The organism is Streptomyces sp. NBC_01264 (genome assembly GCF_026340675.1).
Taxonomy (GTDB): Bacteria; Actinomycetota; Actinomycetes; order Streptomycetales; family Streptomycetaceae; genus Streptomyces.
In genome coordinates this window covers 1,039,825-1,062,807 of sequence record NZ_JAPEOX010000001.1, presented here as the reverse complement: position 1 = coordinate 1,062,807, position 22,983 = coordinate 1,039,825, and the positions used below count along the sequence as shown (strand labels likewise).

Annotated in this window: 17 protein-coding genes and 1 pseudogene; 12 read left to right on the top strand and 6 right to left on the bottom strand. The window is 70.5% G+C overall.

Features of this window, described 5'->3' with window-relative positions; translation table 11 throughout:
• Positions 1–557: 557 nt before the first annotated feature.
• On the bottom strand, positions 558–818 hold the full coding sequence (locus tag OG435_RS04760; protein ID WP_266882305.1) for a hypothetical protein: 261 nt from the start codon (positions 816–818) through the stop codon (positions 558–560).
• A gap of 44 nt (positions 819–862) precedes the next feature.
• Here OG435_RS04760 and OG435_RS04755 point away from each other — a divergent pair.
• The 3 genes and pseudogenes from OG435_RS04755 to OG435_RS04745 form a co-directional block, all read left to right on the top strand.
• Positions 863–1,010: pseudogene (locus OG435_RS04755) on the top strand (S-adenosylmethionine-dependent methyltransferase); the annotation flags it as partial.
• A gap of 237 nt (positions 1,011–1,247) precedes the next feature.
• Complete coding sequence (locus OG435_RS04750; protein WP_266875481.1) at positions 1,248–1,736, top strand: hypothetical protein; 489 nt, start codon at positions 1,248–1,250, stop codon at positions 1,734–1,736.
• Positions 1,737–2,062: 326 nt separating this feature from the next.
• Entirely contained in the window at positions 2,063–4,597 is a 2,535-nt protein-coding gene (locus OG435_RS04745; protein WP_266875480.1) for an NACHT domain-containing protein, read from the top strand.
• A gap of 457 nt (positions 4,598–5,054) precedes the next feature.
• Here the strand turns inward: OG435_RS04745 and OG435_RS04740 are convergent, their stop codons facing one another.
• Complete coding sequence (locus OG435_RS04740; protein WP_266875479.1) at positions 5,055–6,584, bottom strand: type I restriction-modification system subunit M; 1,530 nt, start codon at positions 6,582–6,584, stop codon at positions 5,055–5,057.
• A gap of 142 nt (positions 6,585–6,726) precedes the next feature.
• On the opposite strand from OG435_RS04740, the gene OG435_RS04735 reads away from it, so the two are divergent.
• The 8 genes from OG435_RS04735 (at position 6,727) to OG435_RS04700 (ending at position 18,368) form a co-directional block, all read left to right on the top strand.
• Positions 6,727–7,062 (top strand): trypco2 family protein, encoded by a 336-nt coding sequence (locus OG435_RS04735; protein WP_266875477.1) that lies wholly within the window; start codon positions 6,727–6,729, stop codon positions 7,060–7,062.
• A 1-nt stretch (position 7,063) separates the two neighbouring features.
• The gene (locus tag OG435_RS04730; RefSeq protein WP_266875475.1) at positions 7,064–7,591 is read left to right on the top strand and encodes a trypsin-like serine peptidase; all 528 of its coding nucleotides are present in this window, start codon (positions 7,064–7,066) and stop codon (positions 7,589–7,591) included.
• On the top strand, positions 7,588–9,225 hold the full coding sequence (locus OG435_RS04725) for a hypothetical protein (RefSeq protein ID WP_266875474.1): 1,638 nt from the start codon (positions 7,588–7,590) through the stop codon (positions 9,223–9,225). Before OG435_RS04730 ends, OG435_RS04725 begins: the two co-directional genes overlap by 4 nt.
• Positions 9,222–10,232, top strand: coding sequence for an AAA family ATPase (locus tag OG435_RS04720; protein ID WP_266875473.1), 1,011 nt, complete (start codon positions 9,222–9,224; stop codon positions 10,230–10,232). The genes OG435_RS04725 and OG435_RS04720 overlap by 4 nt, the downstream gene beginning before the upstream one ends.
• Before the next feature lie 16 nt (positions 10,233–10,248).
• Positions 10,249–13,689, top strand: a complete 3,441-nt coding sequence (locus tag OG435_RS04715; protein WP_266875471.1) for a tetratricopeptide repeat-containing protein kinase family protein — start codon at positions 10,249–10,251, stop codon at positions 13,687–13,689.
• A gap of 786 nt (positions 13,690–14,475) precedes the next feature.
• On the top strand, positions 14,476–15,972 hold the full coding sequence (locus tag OG435_RS04710; protein WP_266875470.1) for an MFS transporter: 1,497 nt from the start codon (positions 14,476–14,478) through the stop codon (positions 15,970–15,972).
• Positions 15,973–16,084: 112 nt separating this feature from the next.
• The gene (locus OG435_RS04705; protein ID WP_266875469.1) at positions 16,085–16,705 is read left to right on the top strand and encodes a hypothetical protein; all 621 of its coding nucleotides are present in this window, start codon (positions 16,085–16,087) and stop codon (positions 16,703–16,705) included.
• Positions 16,706–16,727: 22 nt separating this feature from the next.
• The gene (locus OG435_RS04700) at positions 16,728–18,368 is read left to right on the top strand and encodes a phospholipase D family protein (RefSeq protein WP_266875467.1); all 1,641 of its coding nucleotides are present in this window, start codon (positions 16,728–16,730) and stop codon (positions 18,366–18,368) included.
• A 22-nt stretch (positions 18,369–18,390) separates the two neighbouring features.
• Here OG435_RS04700 and OG435_RS04695 read toward each other — a convergent pair whose 3' ends face one another.
• The gene (locus OG435_RS04695; RefSeq protein ID WP_266875466.1) at positions 18,391–19,191 is read right to left on the bottom strand and encodes an alpha/beta fold hydrolase; all 801 of its coding nucleotides are present in this window, start codon (positions 19,189–19,191) and stop codon (positions 18,391–18,393) included.
• Between the two features lie 164 nt (positions 19,192–19,355).
• Between OG435_RS04695 and OG435_RS04690 the strand changes: the two genes are divergently transcribed.
• A complete protein-coding gene (locus OG435_RS04690) occupies positions 19,356–20,054 on the top strand; it encodes a GntR family transcriptional regulator (protein WP_266875464.1) in 699 nt (232 codons plus the stop codon).
• 39 nt (positions 20,055–20,093) lie between these two features.
• Here OG435_RS04690 and OG435_RS04685 read toward each other — a convergent pair whose 3' ends face one another.
• Genes OG435_RS04685 through OG435_RS04675 form a run of 3 tightly spaced genes read right to left on the bottom strand, consistent with a single transcriptional unit; the run spans position 20,094 to position 22,921 of the window.
• Positions 20,094–20,447, bottom strand: a complete 354-nt coding sequence (locus OG435_RS04685; protein WP_266875463.1) for a hypothetical protein — start codon at positions 20,445–20,447, stop codon at positions 20,094–20,096.
• 14 nt (positions 20,448–20,461) lie between these two features.
• Positions 20,462–21,607 carry a M17 family peptidase N-terminal domain-containing protein gene (locus tag OG435_RS04680; RefSeq protein ID WP_266875462.1) on the bottom strand — a complete coding sequence of 382 codons (1,146 nt, stop codon included), beginning with the start codon at positions 21,605–21,607 and terminating at the stop codon, positions 20,462–20,464.
• A 12-nt stretch (positions 21,608–21,619) separates the two neighbouring features.
• Positions 21,620–22,921 (bottom strand): alpha-hydroxy acid oxidase, encoded by a 1,302-nt coding sequence (locus OG435_RS04675; protein ID WP_266875461.1) that lies wholly within the window; start codon positions 22,919–22,921, stop codon positions 21,620–21,622.
• Between the last annotated feature and the right edge of the window lie 62 nt (positions 22,922–22,983).

The window sequence follows — 22,983 nt, the reverse complement described above, 5'->3', positions numbered from 1 at the left end:
ATCGCAACGTCCGGCCTTGTGGGGTCACATTGGCTCCGGCTCCGCTGTCGATATCGGGGCCACACCGCCTCTGGGTATCGCCGGTTTGTTCTCTACACAGCGTGACGGAGTTGCGTTGCTGATGCCCCTGGGGAGTTGGGCTCCTGTTGTCGGAGTGAGCGGGGTGTTGGCCTCACCACCTGAGTGTGCCCGAACACCACATGGCCCGAACCGAACCCGTCGGCCCCCTCCGGAAGTGGGTGGGAAGCTCCTGTCGGAATTGCAGAGTTGCGCCTGTTTTGGGGATGCGGTGCTGACTCCCGTGCTGGTTCGGTGCTGGTTACGCAGCGTTGACCACGACCCGTTTGGGTTCGAGACGGCGCAAAACGGATGCGGCAGGGAACCGGAATTCACCTCGCCTCGCAGGTCTGCTTTGTGTTCGGCGTCATTGGGCACGTCCCGGTGTCCGGCCCGAGTGCGGCGGCCGTCCCGGTTACCTAAGCAAGCCACCCTTGCCCGCCACGGCGTACCTGGACCTCGCGGCGGGACCAAGCCCCGGCTCTCGCTGGACCGGGCCCCTACACCGTGACTTCGTGGGTCAAAGGTGTTCTGGAGGCGTCGGTTCCCAGGCGTGTGGCCATCTCCATGGCCTGAAGGGTTAAGTGCGGTGCCGTTGTGGGTGAGCCTTCGTCCAGGACGGTGCGGTTCTGATCTACGAACTCGTTGGCGATGCGCGCAAGTACGGGGGTTCCCAGACGCTCGGTGGCCTTGTCTGCTTGCTTGGTGAAGTCGTGGGGGTCGTAGGCGGAGCGCTGTGACACGAGCAGGAGGCCCGTCACGGGGATATGTCCCAGGGGTACAGCCCTCAAAGTGCGTTCCCGCCGGCCTGGACCTCCACGTCGTAGACCTCGATGCGATCGACGGCACGCCCGTCTACGACATCGCGCCATACTTCCAGGAGATGGGACCGCGGGGGAGAGGTCCGGGAGCCTAGCTGGCCGGCCGAGATGCTGGCGGACTACTGGGACTGAGCGCAGGTGGCGACCCCTGACCGGCTTCGGCCAGCCGGAGTAGACAGGCCGGCGGCCGTGATGCTGGTTGCTTCGGTGTCACCCAGATAGCGGCAGCTGGGCGGGAAGCGTTCGGGTCATGGGCCGCCGCAGGGGATCCCGAGTGAACGGGCGAATATCTTTGCGAATTCGGCCCGGTGGGCGGCGCCCGGCACTACCGTCTCGTGTATCGAACACACAAGGGACGGGGACTGTCGGGTGTTGGCGGAGGGGTTGACCGCGCTGGCCGCGGCCGGGGGCGCCGCGGTGGTGCAGGCGGCGGGCACCAGTGCCTGGGAAGGGCTCCAGCACGCGGTCGCAGGATGGTTCGGGCGCGGAGACGGCGAACGCGAGCGCGTCGAACTGGAGCGGCTCGACCGCTGCGCGGCCGAACTGGAGGACGCACGCCCCGGTGACGAAGCCGAGCGGGTGACCATCATCCAGCAGAGCGCCTGGCAGACGCGCTTCGAGCAGGCGCTGGAGAACCTCGACGACGCCGAGCGCGAGCGGGCGGCCCGGGCCCTGCGCGCCGTACTCGACGCACAGCCACCGGCCCAGCCCCCGGCGCCCGGGATCTCACAGTCGGGCGACGGGCAGATCGTCGGCGGGAACCTGGACATCCGGGCCGACAACGGGTCCGCCGCGGCCCTGCGCATGCGGGACGTCACCATCGGAATCCCTCCCCGGCCGGGTCCGCACCAGGGCTGAGCGAACCCGGAGACAGTCAAGGCCCGCCCCTCGCAGCAGGGGCACGTACGGTCATCTCCGCGTCCGGCGGCGGTTTCGCGGTCGGGCACGCGGAGAACATCACCTACTACGCGCCGGGCTCGTCACCGGACGCCGGCGCCGCCCGGCTGGCCGCGTACCTCCGGGCCGTCCGGGACTTCACGGACCACCACCCGTACCCCGGGCTCGCGGGCGACCTCGCCGCGCCGCCGACGGCCGACACCTACATACCCAGGCAGGTCCTGCCCGCGTCCGCGCGCTCACAGGCCCCCGCCGAGACCGTCTTCGCCGGAGACAGCCGGATCCGGGTGCTGCTGGCCGCGCCCGGCGACGGCAAGTCGACCCTGCTGCAGCGCCATCTGAGCGACACGGCCCGCCAGTTGTCGAACGACGGGGACGGCGGCAACGCGGTAGCGCATCCCGTTCCGGGCCCCGTCCCGGTCCCGGTCCTGGTCCGTGCCACGGACCTGGCCGCCGCGCCGCTCCTGGCCCACGCCCTCGCCACGGCGGCCACGGTGGCACTCGGCCCCTTCGGGCTGCGCGAAGCCCTCACCGAGGAGTTCTTCCGCCACCGACCCCACCCCGACGCGCCCTGGCTGGTCATGGTCGACGGCCTCGACGAGATCCCCGACCGCGCCACCCGGCTGTCCCTCCTCGGCAGGCTGTCCCGGGAGGCCGGGCGGGTGGACTCGGCCCACCGCTTCATCATCACGACCCGCCCGCTGCCCGGCGGCGACGGCGAACTCGACGTCCTGGGCGGGCCCTCCGGCCGCTTCACCCTGCAGCCCTTCACCCCGGACGACCTGCGGGCCTACGCCGTTAGGCGGTTCAGCGGCCTGTCCGACGTCGACAGTCACATCCGCCGCTTCCTGACCGGCATCCGCGGCACCCACCTCGAAGACCTGGCCCGCACCCCCCTGATGGCCGAGATGCTGTGCCGCCTCTACACGGCCGACCCCTCACAGCCCCTCCCCGAGGGCCGCGCCGGGGTGTTCCGCTCCTTCATCGAGCTGCTCTACGAACAGAACGCGGACAAGCGCGTCGCCGCCCTCCAGGACGAAGCCATCCACACCCTGACCAACAGGTACCAGCTCCCCACCGAGCGCCGGGCCGCCGATCAGGGCGCACAGCGGGCCCGCGAGCACCTGCCCGAACTCATCGACCACCTCGCCCACGAGAGGATCGGCGGGAACCGCGCCCCGGCGGCCGAGATCCTCGCCGCGCATCCCCACGCCATGCGCCCCGAGAAGGTCAAGCCGCCCCTCTGGCACGCGCTCCTGGCCGATCTGCTCACCACCACCGGCCTGCTGGTCGGCCACGCGAACGACCTCGACTTCCTGCACCGGACGCTCCTCGAATACCACGCCGCACGCCACGCCACCCGCGACGACCGGGCCCGCGCCGAGCTGCTCCGCAGGATGAGCCCCGCCCCACGACTGCGCGACAGGATCCGCAGGCTGGGCCGTAGCGCCCCGGCCGTGGAACCTTTGGATCCACTCGACCTCGACCCGTCCTACCTGGGCTTCCTCCTCGACGGACTACTGGCCCCCGGCGACCGGATCGCCGCGGGCACCTTACGGGTCCTGGACGGCCTCGTCGCACCCGCGGGCGGCGCCGGCTACCAACTGCTCAGGCCCCAGATCCTGCTCGGCACCAACGTTCCGCCGGGGACCACCGCCCGCTGGCTGATCGCGTTCGCGTCCGGGCCCGTACTGGGCGACCACATGCGCGTCGAGGCCGCCTGGTACCTGGCCGAGGTGGACGGCCATCACGAGGAGGGCGCACGGGTGCTGGCCCGGCTCGCCCGTGATCCCGACTTCGAACCGTTCGAGCGCAGCTGGGCCGCCGCCGTACTGGCCGGCCTGGACGGCCACCGCGAGGAGGCGGCCGGGCTGCTCACGGACCTCGCCATGGATCAGCACCTGGACATCGACACCCGTCTCATATCGGCCCGGGACCTGGGCAAGCTCGACGGTCACCTGGAGGAGGGAGCCTGGCTGCTCCAGGACTGCGCCACGAGCTCCGATGTGGAGAAGTATCTGCGCGTGCAGGCCGCGGAGTTCCTGGCCGAGCTGGCGGGCCAACAGGACCTCGCGGGCCGGATCCTGCTCTCCATCGCCGAGTGGGGGGACGCATACGCGGCCCGGGCGCTGGCCGGGATGGAAGGACAGCACAGGGAAGACGGCATCGGCCTGCTCACCGCGTTCGCGGCGGACCTGGGGACGCACGAGAACGAACGGGTACGGTCCGCGCGTTACCTCGCCGAGGTCGAGGGCTGCCGGTCGCGGGGGATCGGTCTGCTGGTCTCCCTGGCCTACGAGGGCAAGCCGGGCAGTCCCAGACGCGTGATCGCCGCCGAGGCGCTGGCCGAGTTCGACGAGGAGAAGGCCGCGCTGCTGCTCCTACGCCCCACCCTGCGCGAGTCGCAGACCACGCTCGCGGCCTTGGCGGCGGACACCAGCGCGGACGCGGGCAAGCGGCTGGACGCCGCCCGTGAACTGGCCTCGCTGGACGGACACCGTGCGGAGGGCATCGTCCTCCTCACCTCCATCGCCGATGACACCTCCGTGGACAAGTGGGACCGGATGCACGCGGCCGAGGCCCTGGGCGAACTCGGCGCGGAACGCGCACCTGCCCTCCTCACCGCGTTCGCCACGGACCCGACCCTGCAGACGGACGCCCGCGTCAGCGCCGCCCGCGGCCTGGCTCATGTGGAAGGACACCGCGCGGAGGGCATCAGACTGCTCGCCGCGATCGCCGACGACGCGCGCTACGAGAAGTGGATCCGGTCGAGTGCCTCGGCCTGCCTGAGCGGCCTCAGCTACGCCCGGTTCCGCCGGTGACCTCGGAGTCCGCCACGACGGGCGGTGCTGCACGACGTGGGGTACGCGCCCCGGCTGGCGGCGACGGGCGACGCGTCCGCTCAGGCAGCGTCCCACGGTCTTGGGGTCAACCTCGCAGATTTCCGCGAGCGATTCCGGTGAGACGCCGTGCTGGGCGAGTACGGAGTGCGGTCGCTCGTTCACAGACGTCGTGCAAGCGGAGCGAGGAGTGATCGGGCAAGGACGTTTTGGGACGTGCACACGGGATGAGGCGGGGACGGCTCCCTACGCTTGAGCCATGCAGCTCATCGTCCTGTGGGACATCGACCACACTGGGAACTCGGCAGTGGGGTCAGCAGCGTTAGGGAACACTTGGACGCGGTCCCGTGCCCGGACGGACTCTCGTCGGCGTGATGACCGGCGTTGCCCACTTTCTCGATTCAGCCCCCACGCCGGGCAGGGCTGAAGCTGATGGTTCTCAGCCGAAGATTGCGTACAGGTCTCTCATCAGGGTGGAGGGACTGGCTGGCGACCCCGCCGGCGGCTCCAGGGCTGCCGGAGAGCCGACGCCGACGTAACGCCCAGGGTTCAGCGCGTACCCGTGCTCGCGCACGTTCGCCACGTCCGCCGAAAAGCAGAAGCCGGGCTCGTCCTCGTAGGTCAGGCCTGCCCCCTTCGCCGATGCCGTACCGCGCCACGCACGGTAGACGTCGGCGATCTTCGCAAGTCCGACGTCCGTCAGCACCCGCTCGGTCCGGTCGATCATCTCGCCTACTTCGCGGGCATCGATGAACAGGATTTGGCGGCGTCGGTCGGCCATCCCCTTCGTACCCTGAGGGGACTTGTCCTTGGTCAGGAACCACAGACATGCCGGGATCTGAGTTGTGTGGAAGAGTTGAGACGGCAAGGCGACCATGCAGGCCACCAGGTCGTCCTCCACTATTGCCTGGCGGATCTCGCCCTCCCTGCTCGACTTGGAGCTCATCGAGCCGTTGGCGAGGACGATGCCGGCCGTGCCTTGCTCGCCCAACTTGGCGACCATGTGCTGGAGCCACGCGTAGTTGGCGTTGCTCTCCGGTGGGAGACCGTACTTCCACCGGGCGTCGTTCTCGTCCCGCGCCCAATCCCCCATGTTGAACGGCGGGTTGGCCATCACGAAGTCGGCCTTGAGATCCGGGTGCTTGTCGTCGGCGAAGGTGTCGCCCCAACGCGCCGCCAGACTGCTTTCGATGCCGTGCACTGCGAGGTTCATCTTGGCCAGGCGCCAGGTCCGCTCGTTGAGTTCCTGGCCATAGACCACGATGTCAGCCTTGTGCCCCCGGCCCCGGTGCGTCTCGACGAACTTGCTGGCCTGTACCAGCATGCCGCCCGAACCGCATGCCGGATCGTACACACGCCCGTTGTACGGCTCCAGGATTTCCACGATCAGGCGGGCCACCGACTGCGGGGTGTGGAACTCGCCGCCCCACTTGCCCTCCATCCGGGCGAAGTTGCCGAGGAAGTACTCGAACACTTCGCCCAGGACGTCCTTCGCCGGCTTGTCCTCGGTGCCGCCGAAACGCGGGTGGCTGATGAGGCCGACGAGTTCGGCCAGGCGCTTCTGGCCGACGTTGTCGCGGTTGAAGATCTTCGGGAGGACGCCGGTCAGGGCGGCGTTCTCCTGCATGACCGCGTCCATCGCCCCGTTGAGGAGTTCGCCAACGCCCTGGCTCTTGGCGTTGGCCGCGATCCAGGACCACCGGGCGGTCTCCGGGACCCAGAAGACGTGGGCGCCGGTGTACTCGTCGCGGTCCTCCAGGAAGTCGCCGATCCGCTCCTCGGAGATGCCGTCCTCGGCGAGCTCCTTGGCCAGCTCTTTACGGCGCTCCTCGAAGGTATCGGAGAGGTGCTTCAGGAAGAGGAGCCCGAGGATGAACTCCTTGTACTGGGCCGAGTCCATGGAGCCGCGCAGCTTGTCGACGGCACTCCACAGGACGGCCTGGAGCTCCTTGGGGGTGGGGTCGCTCAATGTCTGCTCCTGTTGGTGGATTTCTTCTCACACGGTGGCGTGCGGTGGACGCCTCCCTCCGTGACGGATTGTCCATGACCAAGGGTTGAAGTGTCTGCCGAGCGTTGTAACCTGCCGGTGACCTACTGTTTTTCTGACTATCTTGAACTGGGGGCGGGCGACGGTGTCGACGATTGGTCTGGCCGCGGCCATCGAGGAGCTGCGGCAAGAGCTGTACGAGGCGCAGCGGCTGGGCGTCAACCAGCAGTTCGCCTTCGGCGTCGAGGAAGCGGAACTGGAGCTTCAGCTCGAACTGCGCGAGTCCGTCAGGGGCAACGGAAAACTCTCCTTCGGCGTGATCACCGTTGGCGCGGGTGGTGAGCATTCCACCGTGCGCAACCACAAGCTGACGCTGAAGCTCTCGGTCAAGGATCGAGCCATCGGCGGCGCACGCCCCGAAATCAGTGACGTGGAAACCGGATCGTGGGACGAGGGGTGACGTGGAGCCGGCCAGACTGGCGCTGATTCGCAGCGGCACAGACCAAGGACCTCGCGGCATCGGCTCCGGCTATCTGATCGCTCCCCACCTCGTGCTGACCGCCCGTCATGTGCTGCAGGACCGCGAAACGGGAGCGCTCTGGCCGGTCATCACCGTGCGGGTAGGCCACCCCGAGGTTGGTGAAATGACGTCGGTGACCGCTGAGCTGCTTTGGGTCCACCCGGACGGCCTCGACGTGGCGTTGTTGCACATCGACCGCAAGATCGACCTGCCGGGCTCAGTCAGCTGGGGACGGCCCGCGGGTATGGCGCCGTTGCTGTATGAGGGACTCGGCTACCCCTGGGCCTCCCAGGGGGAGACCCGGGAGCCGGAGCACCTTCGCGGCGTCCTGCCGGTCTTGTCCGGAGGCAAGGACCGCTACGTTCTCGACCAGGATCCGGCGCCAGTCCCCGTGCCGACGGCCGGAACGCCTGGGGCGGGGCCTCGGGGGCGGGGGTGTTCTGTGACGGTCACCTCGTTGGGGTCGTGACTCAGGAGGCCCGCGACTACGGAGCCCGTCGGCTGATCGCTCTGCCAGCGTCCTCCTTCGCTGGAGACGGCGGCTTCGTATCCCACGTTGAGGAGCACACCGGCCGGTCTCCCGAGCTGAGCGCGATCGGTGCATCCCTACCCAAGGCCGGTCCTGCCGCCGAGCGCACGCCGACCGAGCGCGAACTGGAGAAGCTGCTCGCGCCGTTGTTCCCGTACCCTGGCGCTCGTGTCGATCACGCTCAGGCCTTGGCCCGCGAACTGGGCTACGAGGCCGCGGGCTTCGAGCCCACCGGCCCGGACCTCGTCGCGCTGCTCATGAGGCATCGCCGTGCGCTTGCGTCGCTCGGTGAAGCCGTCGCAGGCACCGCGCAGGAAGTGGTCCGCGTCGCTCTAACCCATTTGTTCTCACGGTCCAGGGCACTCGACTGTGGGTCGCTGCTCTCAGCGAACGAGTATGGCGGCCTGCTCGGCCTGTTGCGCCGGGTCTGCGAGGAGCAGCCAGCGGTGCTGTCCCAAGCGGCAGACGAGGCGCTGCGGTTCGTGGTCCTCCCCGAGGTTCTTACGCGTCCGCAGCTCGGAGAGGACGACCTCTGCGATGTGATCGAGGGCCTAGAGGACTTGGGTGACAGCGAAAGCGTCCCTGAGGGCACCCCACCTGTGCCGGCGCTGCTGAGGCTCGTCGAGTACGTGGCGGCGTCCGTGGGCGAGGGGCTGGCCGACGACCTACACGCGTGGTCGGAGACAACCGCTCGGCGGATCGGCATTCGTGCCGGGGCCCTGGACGAGCGGCGCGCGGACGCCGTCAGGTGGGCGAAGCGCTCGCCGTCGCCGGTTTCGCGTGTGGTGATGGAGCTGGAACACGACGATGCCGTGGGGGACGACCGGTACCGGTGCCGGATCCTACTCGTCCGCGACGACGGCTCGTACCGCGTGCTCAAGGAGGCGGAGACGACGTCCAAAACCTCTCGGGAGGCGGCGAGTAGTCTGAGCGAGGCGGTCTTCGCCGCGGGCCAGGAGCCGGGGCAGGGCGACCACGTGCCGTGGGTGACCGTCGTAGTCGACCGAGCGGGACTCCACTTGGCCGTTGACGAGTGGGAGTTCGGAGCGACCGATGGCATCCTTCCCGCATGGCCGATCGGAGGGGAATACCGAGTCTCCCTGAGCTGCCCGGAGCTCAGTGAGCAGAGGCCGGAACGTGACGGTGATCAGGGACGCCGGTGGAAGAACGGACGGGCGTCGGTGCTCGTCACCAACAGGACGTCCGGCGACTACCGCCAGCTCGTAAATGTGCTGAAGACAAAGCATCGCGATACCGCGCGGGTGATCCTCCACGGCCCCGCAGACGAGCGCCGGTCCTGGCTGCTGACCTGTCTCGCCCTGGGCGTCCCGGTCGTAATGTGGGACCGCGACGCCGTCGATTACGAGGACGCGGGAAGATTGGAGAGCCTGGCTCCCGCTGGCGACCTGGAGGGACTACCCGAGCGGGTGCGGGAGTTTCGAAACGGCTCGGCAGCGGCCTGCCCGACGGAGCGTCGGGCCCGGCCCTCCCTCGTATGGGAGCCAGCAGGCCGTCTACCGCGGACCGAGTCGCTTCAACTGAGGGACCCCTGGAGAGGAACGCACGCGTCATGACCACCTCGGAGCCCCTGGCCGGTACGAGCCCTCGGCGTCTGCCTTCCAACGGCGGAGGCGACGACTGGCGGCTGTTCCGTGGGGACGGCGAACGCCGTGCGGTGCCGTTCCCCGCGGCGCCACCGTGGCGCCGGTTCGACCGGCAAGAGCCGCCGACCGGAGCCAAGGTTCCCTACTCGCGGCTCTATCTCATCGGCCCTGATGAGGCCGATGTGGTGAACGCGGCGCTCCACCTGCGCAGGCCGCTCCTTGTCACCGGCCAGCCCGGCACGGGCAAGTCCTCGCTGGCTCACGCTGTTGCCCACGAGCTCGCGCTCGGGCGCGTTCTGCAGTGGCCGGTGAACAGTCGCTCCACCCTGCAGGACGCCCTCTACCAGTACGACGCCGTCGGCCGGCTGCGCGAGGCCACCCTGCGTCGTGACGCGGACGGCCCGGAACCAGACATCGGCCAGTACATCCGACTCGGTGCGCTGGGCAACGCTCTCGTGCCCCGGGAACGCCCCCGCGTGCTACTCATCGACGAGCTCGACAAGGGCGATGTCGACCTCCCTAACGACTTGTTGACTGTTTTCGAGGAGGGCGAGTTCGCCATCCCCGAACTCACCCGGCTTTCCGAGGGCCGCGCGGAAGTGCACGTCGAGACCGACGACCCGGATGCCCCCGCATCGGTATCGCGCGGTCGCATCCGCTGCAGCGAGTTCCCGATCGTGATCATCACCAGCAACGGGGAACGCGACTTCCCTCCAGCGTTTCTCAGGCGTTGTGTCCGCCTCGACCTCCCCGAACCCAACGAGCGGCGACTGCGGGAGATCGTCGCTGCGCACCTCGGACCCGATGCCTTGGACGACGTGGACGACCTGCTGCAGGATTTCCTCGAACGCCGTGCCGCCGGTGAACTCGCCACCGACCAGCTGCTCAACGCCGTCTTCCTCCGCAAGGGTGGCGTCGATCTCGACGCGCCCTCGCTCCTGAGGGCTGTCCTGCACCAGCTCGGCGGAGCAGTGTGACGCCTTGATCGCGCGCATGACGAAGGTCCTGGCCGATAGCGGGGCGGAGCTTTCTCATGAGGAGCTCCTCGACGCCCTGTGGCTCGCAGGGAGGCTGCCTCGGGACGCCGTGCCGCTGGCTCGTGCTGCTGGAGTGTCCGCGATACCCGCGGAGCGGCACGGCACGCCGCACGACGGGACGTCGTCGGCAGCGTCCGGGAACGCGGAACCCGTCGGTACGGCGACGGAACCGGCGGGCGCCGAACACACGAAGTCCGAGCCCACGCTTCCAATTCTGGCCCACGCGCGGCGCCGCGCACGCGAGGACGCGGAAGTGCACGCGACAGTGGCTTCGTCCCCGGCGATCTCCGTCCGTGCCCCGGACACCGGCCTCATTCTCGACGGGCAGCTCCGGCTCGGCAAGTCTCTCCGACCGCTGCGGCAGCGCTTCCCCGACCGACGCCGCCACGAACTCGACGTCACTCGGACTGTCGCTGCTATCGCAGACACAGGGGTGCCCGAGACCGTCACTCGCCCGACGCGGACCCGCTGGCTGTCCCTCGCACTGGTGGTCGACGACGGCGTCTCCATGGTTCTCTGGCAGCGCCTGGCTGCCGAGGTTCGGGCGCTGATGGAACGAGCCGGGGCGTTCCGCGACGTGCGCGTGTATGGGCTCGACACGCGCGGCGCCACGCCGAGCCTGCGGACTAGCCCGTATCGCCAGCGTGGTCGCCTTCAGTCACCGAAGACCCTGTGCGACCCCACCGGGAGCACTCTTGTCCTCATCGTCAGCGACGGTATCGGCGACGCGTGGTGGGACGGCGGGATGCGAGAGGTGACAGACCGCTGGGCGCGGTGCGGTCCCACCGCGATCGTCCAGGCACTGCCGCCGCGGCTCTGGCCGAGTACCGGGATTCGTGCACGGCGCTGGCAGGTCACCACCCGCGGCCGTGGCGGCCCGACACGCGCCTGGCACGTCACCGATCCGGACCTGCCGCCTGGCCTCGTCAGCTTCGACTCCGTACCCGTCCCGGTCCTTGAACCGACTCCTGCGGCCATCGCCGACTGGGCGCTGCTCATTGCCTCGCCGGGCGGCACCGCGCTTCTCCCGCTCTGGGACACTGCCCTGCCCGGCTTCGTTCGGCCTGCCGCTGACACCAGGCGGAACGACGCCGCCGAAGCGCTACTGCGCTTCAGGGATGCCGCGTCCCCAGAGGCGTACCGGCTCGCGGCCCACGTGGCGGCGGTCGCACCTGTCACGCCCCCGGTCATGCGCATGGTGCAGGCCGCCCTCGGGCATCCCACGGACCGTGGACACCTCACGGAAGTGTTCCTGGGGGGACTGATGCACGAGGTCGATGCCGACGAGCGGGACCGGCTTCCCCACCACCGGCGGTTCGACTTTTCCAGCGATGCACGCCGCATTCTGCTCAATGCCGTATCCCCGAAGGAACTGCTGCGCACCACCGAAGCCGTAACGCGGGGCATCGAGGACACCGTCGGCCGCGCCCCGGCCTTCCCGGCATGGGTCGGCCACCCGGACGGCGCGGCGATGGTAGAGGACACCGGACGCTCCTTCGGCTGGCTGCGGGAACAACTGCTGACGAGGCTCGGCATCCCGTCCGCGGGTGTCGGCCCGGTGGCGCCCGTACCCGGCCGTCCCCAGACACCGGAGGGCGTGACCGAGGATCCGGCGACGGCGGGGACCGCGTGGAGCGATGGGCCTGGCGTACCCGGCAAGCAGGACACGCGATCGAACGACGACGAGACGGGTGAACTGCTGCCCGCCGGCTGGGTGGAGCTTCTGCCGGGGGACCCGGTGCAGCTCGGCCGGTTCCGGCTCCAGGCACGTAGTGCTCGGGGCTGGCCTCACATGGCAATGTATTTGGCCCGGGACGAAGACGGCACCGTGGTCACGGTCCGGGCGCCCTCACTCCTGCACGCCGACGACCCGAGGGCTGCGCTGGACCTTGTGAGCACGGAAGCGGAGTGTCTGCTCCGGATGCAGGGCACGTACGCGCCCGCTCTGGTCGAGGTGCAAACGCACTCCGCTGAGGAACTGCCCTGGATCGCGGCGACCTGCGTCCACCGCCGTGCGGACGACGCATCGTCGGCCCCCGCGCCCAACCTGCGGTCCGTCCTCGACGAACACAGGGGGTCGGTCCCCGAGCAGCTCTTCCTGCGGATCGGCTTCGGTCTGTCCGAGGCTCTCGCCCGCGCCCACGGCCTCGGGCTCGTGCACGGCTCGCTCGCACCGCGGTCCGTGCTGGTGACGGACGAGGCCGTCTGGCTGGTCGGCTGGGCCACAGCGACCGTGGACGGGGGCGATAGCACGTACCGCGAAGTGCTCCCGGTCAGCGACACGTACCTTGTGGCGGCCGACGGCGGGCTCTTTCTCACGTCACAGAGTGACATGTATGCCGCAGGAGCGCTGCTCCTGGCCTTCCTCGCTGGGCGCTGGAGGGATCCGAGATACGGAGAAGAGCACCGAGGCCCTCTCTCCGCGTCGGGGATCGACCCGGTGCTCCACCGCATGCTGCGTCGCTGCCTGGACCGCGAGCCTGCTCGCAGACCGTCCGCAGCTGCTCTGGCTGAGGCGTTCGCTGCTGCGTCCGTCGTACCCGCGACCGCCAACGCGGCGGAGGGTTTCATCACAGGCATGGCCAAGGACATTCTGCGGATTCGACGGCTGGCCCGGCGGGACCTGAGTACCCATGGACCTGTTCTGAGCGACCACCTCATGACGTTCTCGAATCACCTCGCACTCGTGGGAAGGAACGACGAGTCGGTGGCTGCCGTTCAGGAGGCCGTACAGGTCTACCGTGAGTTGGCTGCGCGGGACAGCCGAGCTTACTCCGCTGGCTTGGGAACGGCCCTTAGCAATCTGTCCGTGAGGCTGGGAGAGGACGGCCGCACAGAGGAGAGCCTGAACGCAGTCTCCGAAGCAGAGGCGTTGTATCGGCAGCTGAGTCTGCGAGATTTTGGTGTCTTTGGGCCGGGCCACGCAATGGTCTTGAACAACCTGTCCAACCGCCTGGCCGCGGTGGGCAAGGGGCGCGAGGCGCTCCGGGCGATCAATGAGGCCGTTGAGATCGACCGACGTTTGGTCGATTCGGGTCGCCAGGCCCACGGAGGTGATTTGGCGCGGGGCTTGACGAGTCTGGGCCGCAGGCTAGGAGGCTTGGGCCGCTACGACGAGGCACTGTCAGTTGCGTCCGAGGCGGTTCAGATATATCGGATGCTTCCCGAGAATCACGCGCGTCGGGCGCAGGACTACGCCGTGAGTTTGAACAACCTCGCAGTGCTGCTAGGTGAACTGGGGCGCCATGGCGAGGCCCTGAGCGTGGTCGACGAGAGCGTCGTAGCCCAGCGTCGGTACAGACGCGACCTGGCATCGGCGGCCTCCGAGATCCGTGAGCAGTCTGAGCGCATCAAGACTTGGCTCACGGACCTCATTGCGGTGGTCCCCCAACGGTAGTCCGTCCTTCCGCCGCCCTGACCGTCACCCTCTTGGACGCCTGAATCTGCGGGACGCCGTCGCGCGCATGGCGTGCAGCACGAGCTGGCGGTGGGTCGACGGATTCCGGCATTCGTTGCCCTGAAGTCGGTGGGCGTGCCGTCCGTCCGCACGAGCCAGAATCCCTGGCACAGGAGATGGCGCGCGGGCCCGTCGCCAGTTCCGGAGCCCAGGCTCGTTTACACACCATGCGGCGCAGGGCGCTCGGCGGCAGCCGAGGGTGCCGGCAGTGGTTTCGGGTGCCGGTCGGCCTCCTCCCGTCGCTGCTGTGCCTCGCGCGGTTGGCGGGTGTGCCGCGCTGCGTTGGCTCTTCGGTTCTTGGTGCACGGAACGTGACGAAGACCGTGCTGCCGATGTACTTGGCGGAGACGCCATCGTGGTGTCGGGACGACGGGCGAGCGGCCCACTTCGGGATCCCGGGCTGGTCGGTGCTGGTTACACAGCGTTGAGCGCAACGCGATCCGGTTGATCCGCTACAGAAGGGGCGGGGTAGAGATCCAGGGTCGTTCCGAGTCGGGGGTTCGATTCGCGCTCGGCGTTGGCTGGCGCGCCAAGCCGGCGCTACGGGTCCGAGAGCTCGTTCTCCTCAGGAGAAGCCCACGTGGATGCCGTCCGACGACAGCTGGGGAGGTGGACGGCCGGTCACCCGGTTGCCACGCGACTGTGACGGTGGTCTGGCGCGGGGGCAGAGATGTGGTGGGTTTCGTTCCCGAGTCGAATCCGCCCCCCCTGCCCCCGAGGAACCCCATGTCAAGCGCTCCGCCCGCCCTCAGTACCGAACCCGCACCGTCCGAGCGCCAGGGTGCGCGGACGCCGATGATCCTGTTGATCGCCTGCGCGGCCCAGTTCATGGTCGTGCTGGACGTCTCGATCGTGAACGTCGCCCTCCCGGACATGAAGGCCTCCCTCGGCCTGAGCCCGGCCGGGCAGCAGTGGATCGTCAACGCCTACACCCTTGCCTTCGCCGGGCTGCTGCTCCTGGGCGGCCGGGCCGCCGACTTGGTCGGTGCCCGTCGTACCTTCCTGGCCGGCCTCGTCCTCTTCGCCGCGGCCTCACTCGCCTGTGGACTGTCCGGCGACGGTACGACGCTGATCGCCGCCCGAGCCGTTCAGGGTCTCGGGGGTGCGTTGCTCGCCCCGGCCACGCTGACGCTGATCATGACCACCTTCACCGAGCCCCGCTCCCGCATGCGCGCGATGGGCACGTGGAGCTCGGTCAACGGTGGCGGAGGCGCGGCCGGCGCGGTGGTCGGCGGGCTCCTGACCGAGTACGCCGGCTGGCGCTGGGTCTTCTTCGTCAACATTCCCATCGGGCTCGCGATCCTCGCCGCCGCGCTCCTCTACGTGCCCGCCGTGCGCGGTAGCCATGGTGGGCTGCGCCGCCTGGACCTGCCTGGCGCGCTGTCGGTCACCGTGGGCCTGACCGCCCTGGTCTACGGGATCATCTCCACCGAGAGCTCGCCCTGGGGCTCACCCCACGTCTGGGGCGCGCTCTCCCTCGGGATCCTGTTCCTGGCCGCCTTCGTCCTGATCGAGTCGAAGGTCGCAGCCCCGCTGGTCCCCCTCGCGGTCCTGCGCCGGCGCACTCTGGCCATCGCCAACCTGGTCATGATCGGCTTGGGCTCGGCGATGTTCGCGATGTGGTTCCTGCTCTCCCTCTACATGCAGCAGGTCCTCGGCTTCAGCGCCGTCAAGACCGGCCTGTTGTTCCTGCCGGGCTGCGTGGCGGTCATCGTCGGTACCCGGACCTCCGCCCACCTCGTGCGCCGCATCGGCCCGCGCTCCCTGCTGGTCACCGGCATGGCCGTCAGCACCTTCGGGTTCCTGTGGCTCTCGCGCATCGCCGTGGGCGGCGTCTTCACCACTGACGTGGCCCCGCCCTTCGGGCTCTGCGCCCTCGGCCTCGGGATGGCCATGCTGCCCGTCACCGCCGCGGCCACCACCGGCATCCAGCCGCGCGAGGCGGGACTGGCATCCGGGCTGGTCAACACCTCCCGGCAGGTGGGCGGCGCGCTCGGCCTCGCGATCCTGGCCGCCGTCGCCTCCCACGGCGTCGCCGAGCACCTCGTTCCCGGGGTTCAGGCCCTCACGGCCGGCTACGGCCGCGCCTTCCTCTTCGCCGCCCTCTTCACCGCCTGCGCGGCCTTCGGCTCCTTCTTCCTCCCGGGCCGTCCGGCCACGGCGGGTCCCGGCGCCACGGCGCCCGGCCCCGGCGCGGGCCTTACGTCCGGCGGGGCGGCTTGACCGGCCCGCAGCTTCCACCCACCCGCCCCCGTACGCACCGGACCCCGCGCCGCTCGACTGCGGGGCGGGGGACATCCTGCTCGCTACGAGCCCGCCTCCGAGGAGTCCGCGCATGTTCACCCGTCCCGCCCTGGCCCTGGCAGCGGCCGTCGCTCTTGCCCTGACGGCCGCCACGGTTCCTGCCTCCGCTTCCCCCTCCGGCACCGACATCGGCAAGGCCGAGGCCGAGCGTGCGATCGTCTACCGCGCGACCGCTCCGTTCCAGCGGCACGCGGCCGCGGTGAAAGCGGGCTACGTCCCGGACAAGCACTGCGTCGAGGACAGGGCGGGATCCGGCGCTCTCGGCTTCCCGCACTTCAACCACGCGTACGACAACTCCGTCGACCCGGCGAAGCCTGCCGCGCTCTTCTACGAGGACGACGGGCGCGGCGGCAAACGCCTCGTCGGCGCCCAGTGGCTCGTCTACGACCGAGACCAGGACACGGCCACGGACGACGACCGCCCGAAGCTGTTCGGCCGCTCCTTCGACGGCCCGACGCCCGGGCGCTTCCCCCGCCAGCCCGTCCACTACGCCCTGCACCTGTGGCTGTGGAAGAAGAACCCCTTGGGGACGTTCGCGACCTACAGCCCCGCGGTCGCCTGCCTTCCCGGAACCACCCGGCCGAAGCGGCCCACCGCCCGCCCCGCCGACCCGGGCGGGGGCAGAGTGTCTGAAACCGCGCCGGGCGGGTAGCCGGTCGGGGGAGGCACCGTAAATGGAACGCAGTGACTGGATGCTCACCGCCGGCGAACGCGGCAACACGGCCACCCGGGTGGACAGCCGCCACCCCGACGGCTCCTCGTGGACCCGGGGCAACCAGGCGCGCCCGCTCGTGCACGGCGCCACGTACTTCGCCGAGCTCCTTCGCAACATCCGGGCACAACGCCGGGGAGACCTGCTCTTCTTCACGGACTGGCGCGGCGACCCCGACGAACGGCTGGACGGCGAGGGTACGGAGGTCGGCGCGGTACTGGCGGAGGCGGCCGGGCGGGGCGTGATCGTCAAGGGCCTCCTCTGGCGCTCCCACCTGGACGGACTGCGCTACAGCGAGAGCGAGAACCGGCACCTCGGGGAGGAAATCGCGGCGGCGGGCGGCGAATGCCTGCTCGACATGCGGGTGCGTCCCGGAGGGAGCCACCACCAGAAGCTGGTCGTCCTGCGCCACCCCGGCCGCCCCGCCCTGGACGTGGCCTACGTGGGCGGGATCGACCTGTGCCACAGCCGCAACGACGACGCCGACCACCACGGGGACCCGCAGGCGCTGCCGATGGCCGCCGCCTACGGTCCCCGGACGCCCTGGCACGACGTCCAACTGGCCGTCCGGGGACCGGCCGTCGGCGACATAGAGGCGGGATTCCGTGAACGCTGGGAGGACCCGGCCGCACTGAGCCGCAGCCCGCTCGTCAAACTGCGGGCACTGGTCAACGGCGAGGACACGTACGCGGATCCCATCCCGCCGCAGCTGCCCGACCCGCCGCCCTGCGGCAACCACACCGTGCAGGTGCTGCGCACCTATCCGAACCGGCTGCTGCGCGGCTACCCCTTCGCGCCGGACGGGGAGCGCAGTGTGGCGCGCAGCTACCTCAAGGCGCTCAAGCGGGCCAGGCGGCTCATCTACTTGGAGGACCAGTACCTGTGGTCCCCCGAGGTGGTGGAGTCCTTCGCCGGGGCGCTGCGAGACAACCCCGAACTGCGGCTGATCGCCGTGATACCCACCGTGCCCGACCAGGACGGCCGGCTGACCGGGCCGATGAACGTGGTCGGCCGGGTCAAGGCGCTGGACAAGCTGCGCGAGGCGGGCGGCGGAAGGGTGGCGGTGTACGGGCTGGAGAACCGAGCCGGCACTCCCGTGTACGTGCACGCCAAGGTGTGCGTGGTGGACGACGTGTGGGCCACGGTCGGATCCGACAACATCAACCTCCGGTCCTGGACGCACGACTCGGAACTCAACTGCGCCGTCCTGGACGAGGAGGTGGACGCCCGCGCGCCCGCCGATCCCGGCGGACTGGGCGACGGCGCCCGCCGCTTCGCGAGGGAGTTGCGGCTGGAGCTCTCCCGCGAGCACCTCGACGCCACCGGGCCCGGTCCGCTCGAGCCCGGCGATCCGGGCGTTGCGGGCACGTCGGATCCGTTGTGCGAACCCGTACGGGCCTTCGAGGCGTTCGCGGCGAGCGCCGCCGCGCTGGACGCCTGGCACGAGGGCGGCGGCCGCGGGCCGAAGCCGCCGGGCCGGCTGCGTGCGTACAGCCCGCCCGACCTCTCGTACGCCGAACGCCGCCTCACCATGCCGCTCTACCGGCTCCTGGTCGACCCGGACGGCCGTACGTTCGGACTTCGGCGGCGCAACGCCTTCTGACCCCCGACAGGCTGTACGACAGTCAGGGGCCCGTCGGAGGTCCGGTGGGGGTGAGCAGCGTACGGACGGTGGCGAGGGTTTCGTCGGGGTGGTCGAGGTGCACGCTGTGCGTGGCTCCGGGCCAGCTCACGAGTGGGGCGCCGAAGGCCTGCGCGAGCCGTGCGTGGGCGCGGCGGACACGGCTCCGCGGTGTGCGGTCGGCGGTGACGACCACGGCGGGGATGCGGGGGAGGTCGGTTTCGCGCAGGTCCCGGGAGAGGGCGGTGATGCCTCGGACGGCCCGGGCCAGGGTGGGTACGTCGAGGCGGGCGGTGCGTGCGAGGGCGGCCGCGCAATCGGGTCGCAGCGTGCTCCGGCGTGCGACCCGGGCGGCGGTGGCCCGTACCGCCGCAGAGAGCAGGGAGTGCACGCCGGGAACGGCCGCGGCTCCCGCAAGGAGGCGCGTGGTGCGTTCCAGCCTCGCGCACGTGCGCGGGTCGTTGAGGGGTGTGGGATCGAGCAGGACCAGGCCGGCGACGTTGTGCGGGTGGTCGCGGGCGAGGAGGACGGCCACGGCGCCGCCGAGGCTCTGGCGCACTGCCACGACCGGACCACAGCCCAGGCGGTCGATGAGGCTGCTCAGGTGCGAGGCCGCGTCGGCGAGCGCGCCGTCGGCGGGGGAGGTGCCGGTGCCCGGGCGGTCGTAGACGATCACCTGGCAGCCGGGATCGGCGGTGAGGCCCTCGATCAGGCCCGGGAAGAAGCCGTCGCCGGATTCGGCTCCGCCGGGCAGGAGCAGTACGGGGTGTCCCACCCCGTGCAGTTGGACGTTGTTGATCTCCATGGGGCTCCTCGACGTCGGACGTGCGACAACGGTGGGGAAGGGAGCGGGCGTGACACGCCAGGGATGCATTGTGCATCAATCTATGTGAGATTGTTGCACAATTTCGAGGTGTAGTGTGGTTGGTCGGCCGGCAGTGAGTCGGTCCCGTCGGACAAAGGGGAGCCATGGCCGGCCCATCCGCCCGTACGAGCGGCGCACAGGCGGCGCCCGAGCGGATCGCCGGGGCATTGCGCGGTGAACTGCTCGACGGGGCCCATCCGGTCGGCACGCGCTTTCGCGAGGAGGACCTGGCGGAGCGCTTCGACGTCGGGCGGCACACGATCCGCACGGCGCTGCGGCTGCTGGTGGACCGAGGTCTGCTCGTGCACGAACGCCATCGGGGGGCCGTCGTCGCGCCCCTGAGCAAGCAGCGCATCGACGAGGTCTTCGACTACCGCAAGGTGCTCGAACTCGGCGCGCTGCGCATGGTGCTGGAAGCGGATGCGGACCTGGGGCAGGTCCTCGTGGAGGTGGAGCGCCTGGAGGCCCTCGCCGCGCGCCCCTCGCCGGGGCCCTCGTGGCGCGAACTCACCAGCGTGCACAGCGCCATTCACCGGGCCATCGTCGCGGCAGCGGGCAACCAGCACGTGCTGGAGAGCTATCAGCGCTGCGAGGACGAGGTCCGGCTGCTCCTCACCTTCGTCAGGCCGGACTTCGACGCCGTGAGCCTCGCCGCGATCCACCGCGACCTGATCGAGAAGCTCCGGCTGGGCGGGCAGGCCGCGGCCGACGCCCTGATCGAGGACATCGACTGCACGGGCCGGGCGGCGCTGCTCGCCACGCTGCGCCGCGCCGAGGAGGGTGCACGCCTCCTCGGGCGCTGAGCGGCAGTCGTCGGCCATAGGCCGGTGAGGTCGGTCGACTCACAGGCGGTCCATGAGCTCGATGAGGGTGCGCACACCGTAGCCGGTGCCCCCGGCGGGGACGCCGTCGTAGGGCTCGCCCATGTTGTAGGCGGGACCCGCCAGGTCGACGTGCAGGTAGGGCACGCCGACCGGTGCGAAGTGCCGCAGGAATTCCGCGGCCACCATGGACTGCCCCTGAGGGGTGCCGACGTTGGACAGGTCGGCGATGTGCGAGCGAAGGGATTCGGCCAGGTAGGGCAGGTGGGGCAGCCGCCAGGCACTTTCCCCCGCCGAGGCCGCGGCGTCGAGCAGCCGGGCGCTGAGCCGGTCGTCGGTGGAGTGGACGGCGGCGGTGCGGGGGCCGAGGCTCATGATCGCCGAACCGGTCAGGGGGGGGCGACGGTGAGGAGCGCCGCGGCGTCCCCGGTGTCGGCGATGCTCATCGCGTCGGCCAGTGCCAGGCGCCCTTCGGCGTCGGTGTTGGTCACCTCGACGCTCGTGCCCGCGTGCATGCGCAGGACGTCGCCGGTGAGGTACGAGGTCGCCGACATCACGTTCTCGGCGAGAGCGATCCAGGCCACCACGGTGCGTCCGCGCGGTCGGCGGCCGGAGCGGAACACCGCGCCCGCGCAGGCGGCCGCCCCGCCCATGTCGAGCTTCATGTGTTCCAGCCAGGTGGTCTTGAGGTTGACGCCCCCGGCGTCGTACGTGAGCCCCTTGCCGATCAGAACCAGGGGAGGACCCCCGTCGGTGCCGTGGGCGGTGAGGCGCACGAGCCGGGCCGGTTCGGCCGAGCCCTGACCGACCCCCACGAGGCCCCCGGCGCCCAACGCGGTGAGCTCCTCGGCGGTCCACACCCGCGCCTCGACCCCGGAGCGGCCGGCCTCTTCGAGCAGGAGCGCGGTACTGGCCTCCGGGCGCTTGTGCCCACCGGGCAGGTTGACCCAGTCCCGGGCGAAGCACACCGAACGCAGTCGCGACGAGAGCTCCGCGAGGTCTTCCTCGTGGGGCAGCCGTGCGCAGCTCACCAGGAGTTCGGCGGGTCGCGGCCGCTCGCTGTACCGGTCGTAGCGGTAGGTGGCCAGGGCCGCTGCCTCGACGAGGAGCGCGTCCCAGGCGCCCCCCGAGGATACGGCGACGCGTCCACCGGTCAGACCGGCCAACCCGGCCGCGAGCGCATGGCGCCGTTCCCGCAGGGTGACGCGCGGAGCATCCGGATCACCGCCCACCGGGCCGGTCTCCCGGCCGTTCTCCGGGCCCGTTCCGACCACGAGCACCGAACCGAAGGGGGTGCCGGGCAGGTTGACGAACCGCTGTGCGGCCCAGACGGCGCGGTACCCGCCGCGCTCCAGTGCCGCCCGCAAGGCGCCCCCGGAGGCCCGGTCGATCACCAGCGCGTCCTCGGCGAGCGCGAGTGCTCCGGAGGCATCGGTTCCCGCGGTCACCACGACGACGTCCGCGTCCAGTTCGGGCAAGGGTGATGAGGTGGGGGTGAGTTCGGCGCACTGTTCTGGAGCCGGGGTGCGGGGCATGGCTGGGTGTCCTTACTGGTGCGTGCCGCACCGGAGGTGGTGGCGGGGTCCGAGCGAAACGTGTGCGGGCACGAGGTGGTCCGGTGACGGGGCACCGAGCAGGCAGAGGCTCCGCCGGGTCTCGGCGGCGAGGATCTCCAGCGCGCGGTCCACGCCGCGTTCGCCGCCTGCCATGAGCCCGTAGAGGTAGGCGCGGCCCACGAGCACTGCCGTGGCGCCCAGGGCCACCGCGGCGACGACGTCCGATCCGCGCAGCACCCCGGAGTCGAGGAAGACCTCGGCCTCGTCCCCGACGGCGGCGACGCACGCGGGAAGCAGGGTGAGGGGGAGCGGGGCCTGGTCGAGCTGGCGGCCGCCGTGATGGGAGACGACGATGCCGTCCGCGCCCGCGTCGACCACCGCGCGGGCGTCGTCGACGTGCTGGATCCCCTTCACCACCAGCTTTCCGTCCCACTGCGAGCGCAGCCAGTCCAGGTCGTCCATCGTCACCGAAGGGTGGAACATGTGGTTGACGAGGTCGGCGACGGTGCCCTTCCAGTTCCGCAGGGAGGCGAATTCGAGGGGCCCGGTGGCGAGCAGGTTGATCCACCACGCCGGGTGACGGGCCATGTCGGCCAGGGTGCGCACGCCGAGCATCGGCGGAACGGTCATGCCGTTGCGAACGTCCCGAAGCCGCGATCCGGCCACCGGGGTGTCGACGGTGAGCACCAGCGTGTCGTACCCGGCCGCGCGGGCGCGTTCGATCAGATCCCGGCTGGCGGCCCGGTCACGCCACAGGTAGAGCTGGAACCAGCGCCGTGCCTCCGGCGCGGCGGCCGTCACTTCCTCGATCGAGGTGGTCCCCATCGTGGACAGCGTGTACGGAACTCCGGCCCGAGCGGCGGCCCGGACGACCGCGGACTCGCCCGCGTGGTGCATCATCCGGGTGAAGCCGGTGGGCGCGAGCACCAAGGGCAGGGCCGAGGCCGTGCCGAGGATCCGCCGGCCGGTGGTCACCTCGGACACGTCGCGCAGCACCCGGGGGCGGAACTCGAGCGCCAGGAAGGCGTTCCGCGCCTTCCTGAGCGACACCTCCTCCTCGGCGGCTCCGTCGACGTAGTCGAACACCGAGCGCGGTGTCCGCTGCCGGGCGATGGTCCGCAGGTCCGCGAGGGTGTATGCCCGGCCCAGTCGCCGGCGCGTCGGATTGACCTCGGGCAGGCGCGGGTTGAGCAGCGGGGCGATGTCGGACCAGTGCGGCAGGCGCCGGCGGACGGGCGGCGCGGGGGCGGCGGCGTGGCCGGCCGGGGGCGGGTACGTCTGGGGTGCGGGCACGACGATCTCTCATCTCGCTTCTTCGTGGCACGGCGCGGTGCGGTGCGGGGCGGGCGGAGGAC

Coding starts and splice junctions, on each gene's coding strand:
- OG435_RS04720 (WP_266875473.1), top strand. CDS start 9,222: ATGACCACCTCGGAGCCCCTGGCCGGTACGAGCCCTCGGCGTCTGCCT.
- OG435_RS04715 (WP_266875471.1), top strand. CDS start 10,249: ATGACGAAGGTCCTGGCCGATAGCGGGGCGGAGCTTTCTCATGAGGAG.
- OG435_RS04710 (WP_266875470.1), top strand. CDS start 14,476: ATGTCAAGCGCTCCGCCCGCCCTCAGTACCGAACCCGCACCGTCCGAG.
- OG435_RS04705 (WP_266875469.1), top strand. CDS start 16,085: ATGTTCACCCGTCCCGCCCTGGCCCTGGCAGCGGCCGTCGCTCTTGCC.
- OG435_RS04700 (WP_266875467.1), top strand. CDS start 16,728: ATGGAACGCAGTGACTGGATGCTCACCGCCGGCGAACGCGGCAACACG.
- OG435_RS04695 (WP_266875466.1), bottom strand. CDS start 19,191: ATGGAGATCAACAACGTCCAACTGCACGGGGTGGGACACCCCGTACTG.
- OG435_RS04690 (WP_266875464.1), top strand. CDS start 19,356: ATGGCCGGCCCATCCGCCCGTACGAGCGGCGCACAGGCGGCGCCCGAG.
- OG435_RS04685 (WP_266875463.1), bottom strand. CDS start 20,447: ATGAGCCTCGGCCCCCGCACCGCCGCCGTCCACTCCACCGACGACCGG.
- OG435_RS04680 (WP_266875462.1), bottom strand. CDS start 21,607: ATGCCCCGCACCCCGGCTCCAGAACAGTGCGCCGAACTCACCCCCACC.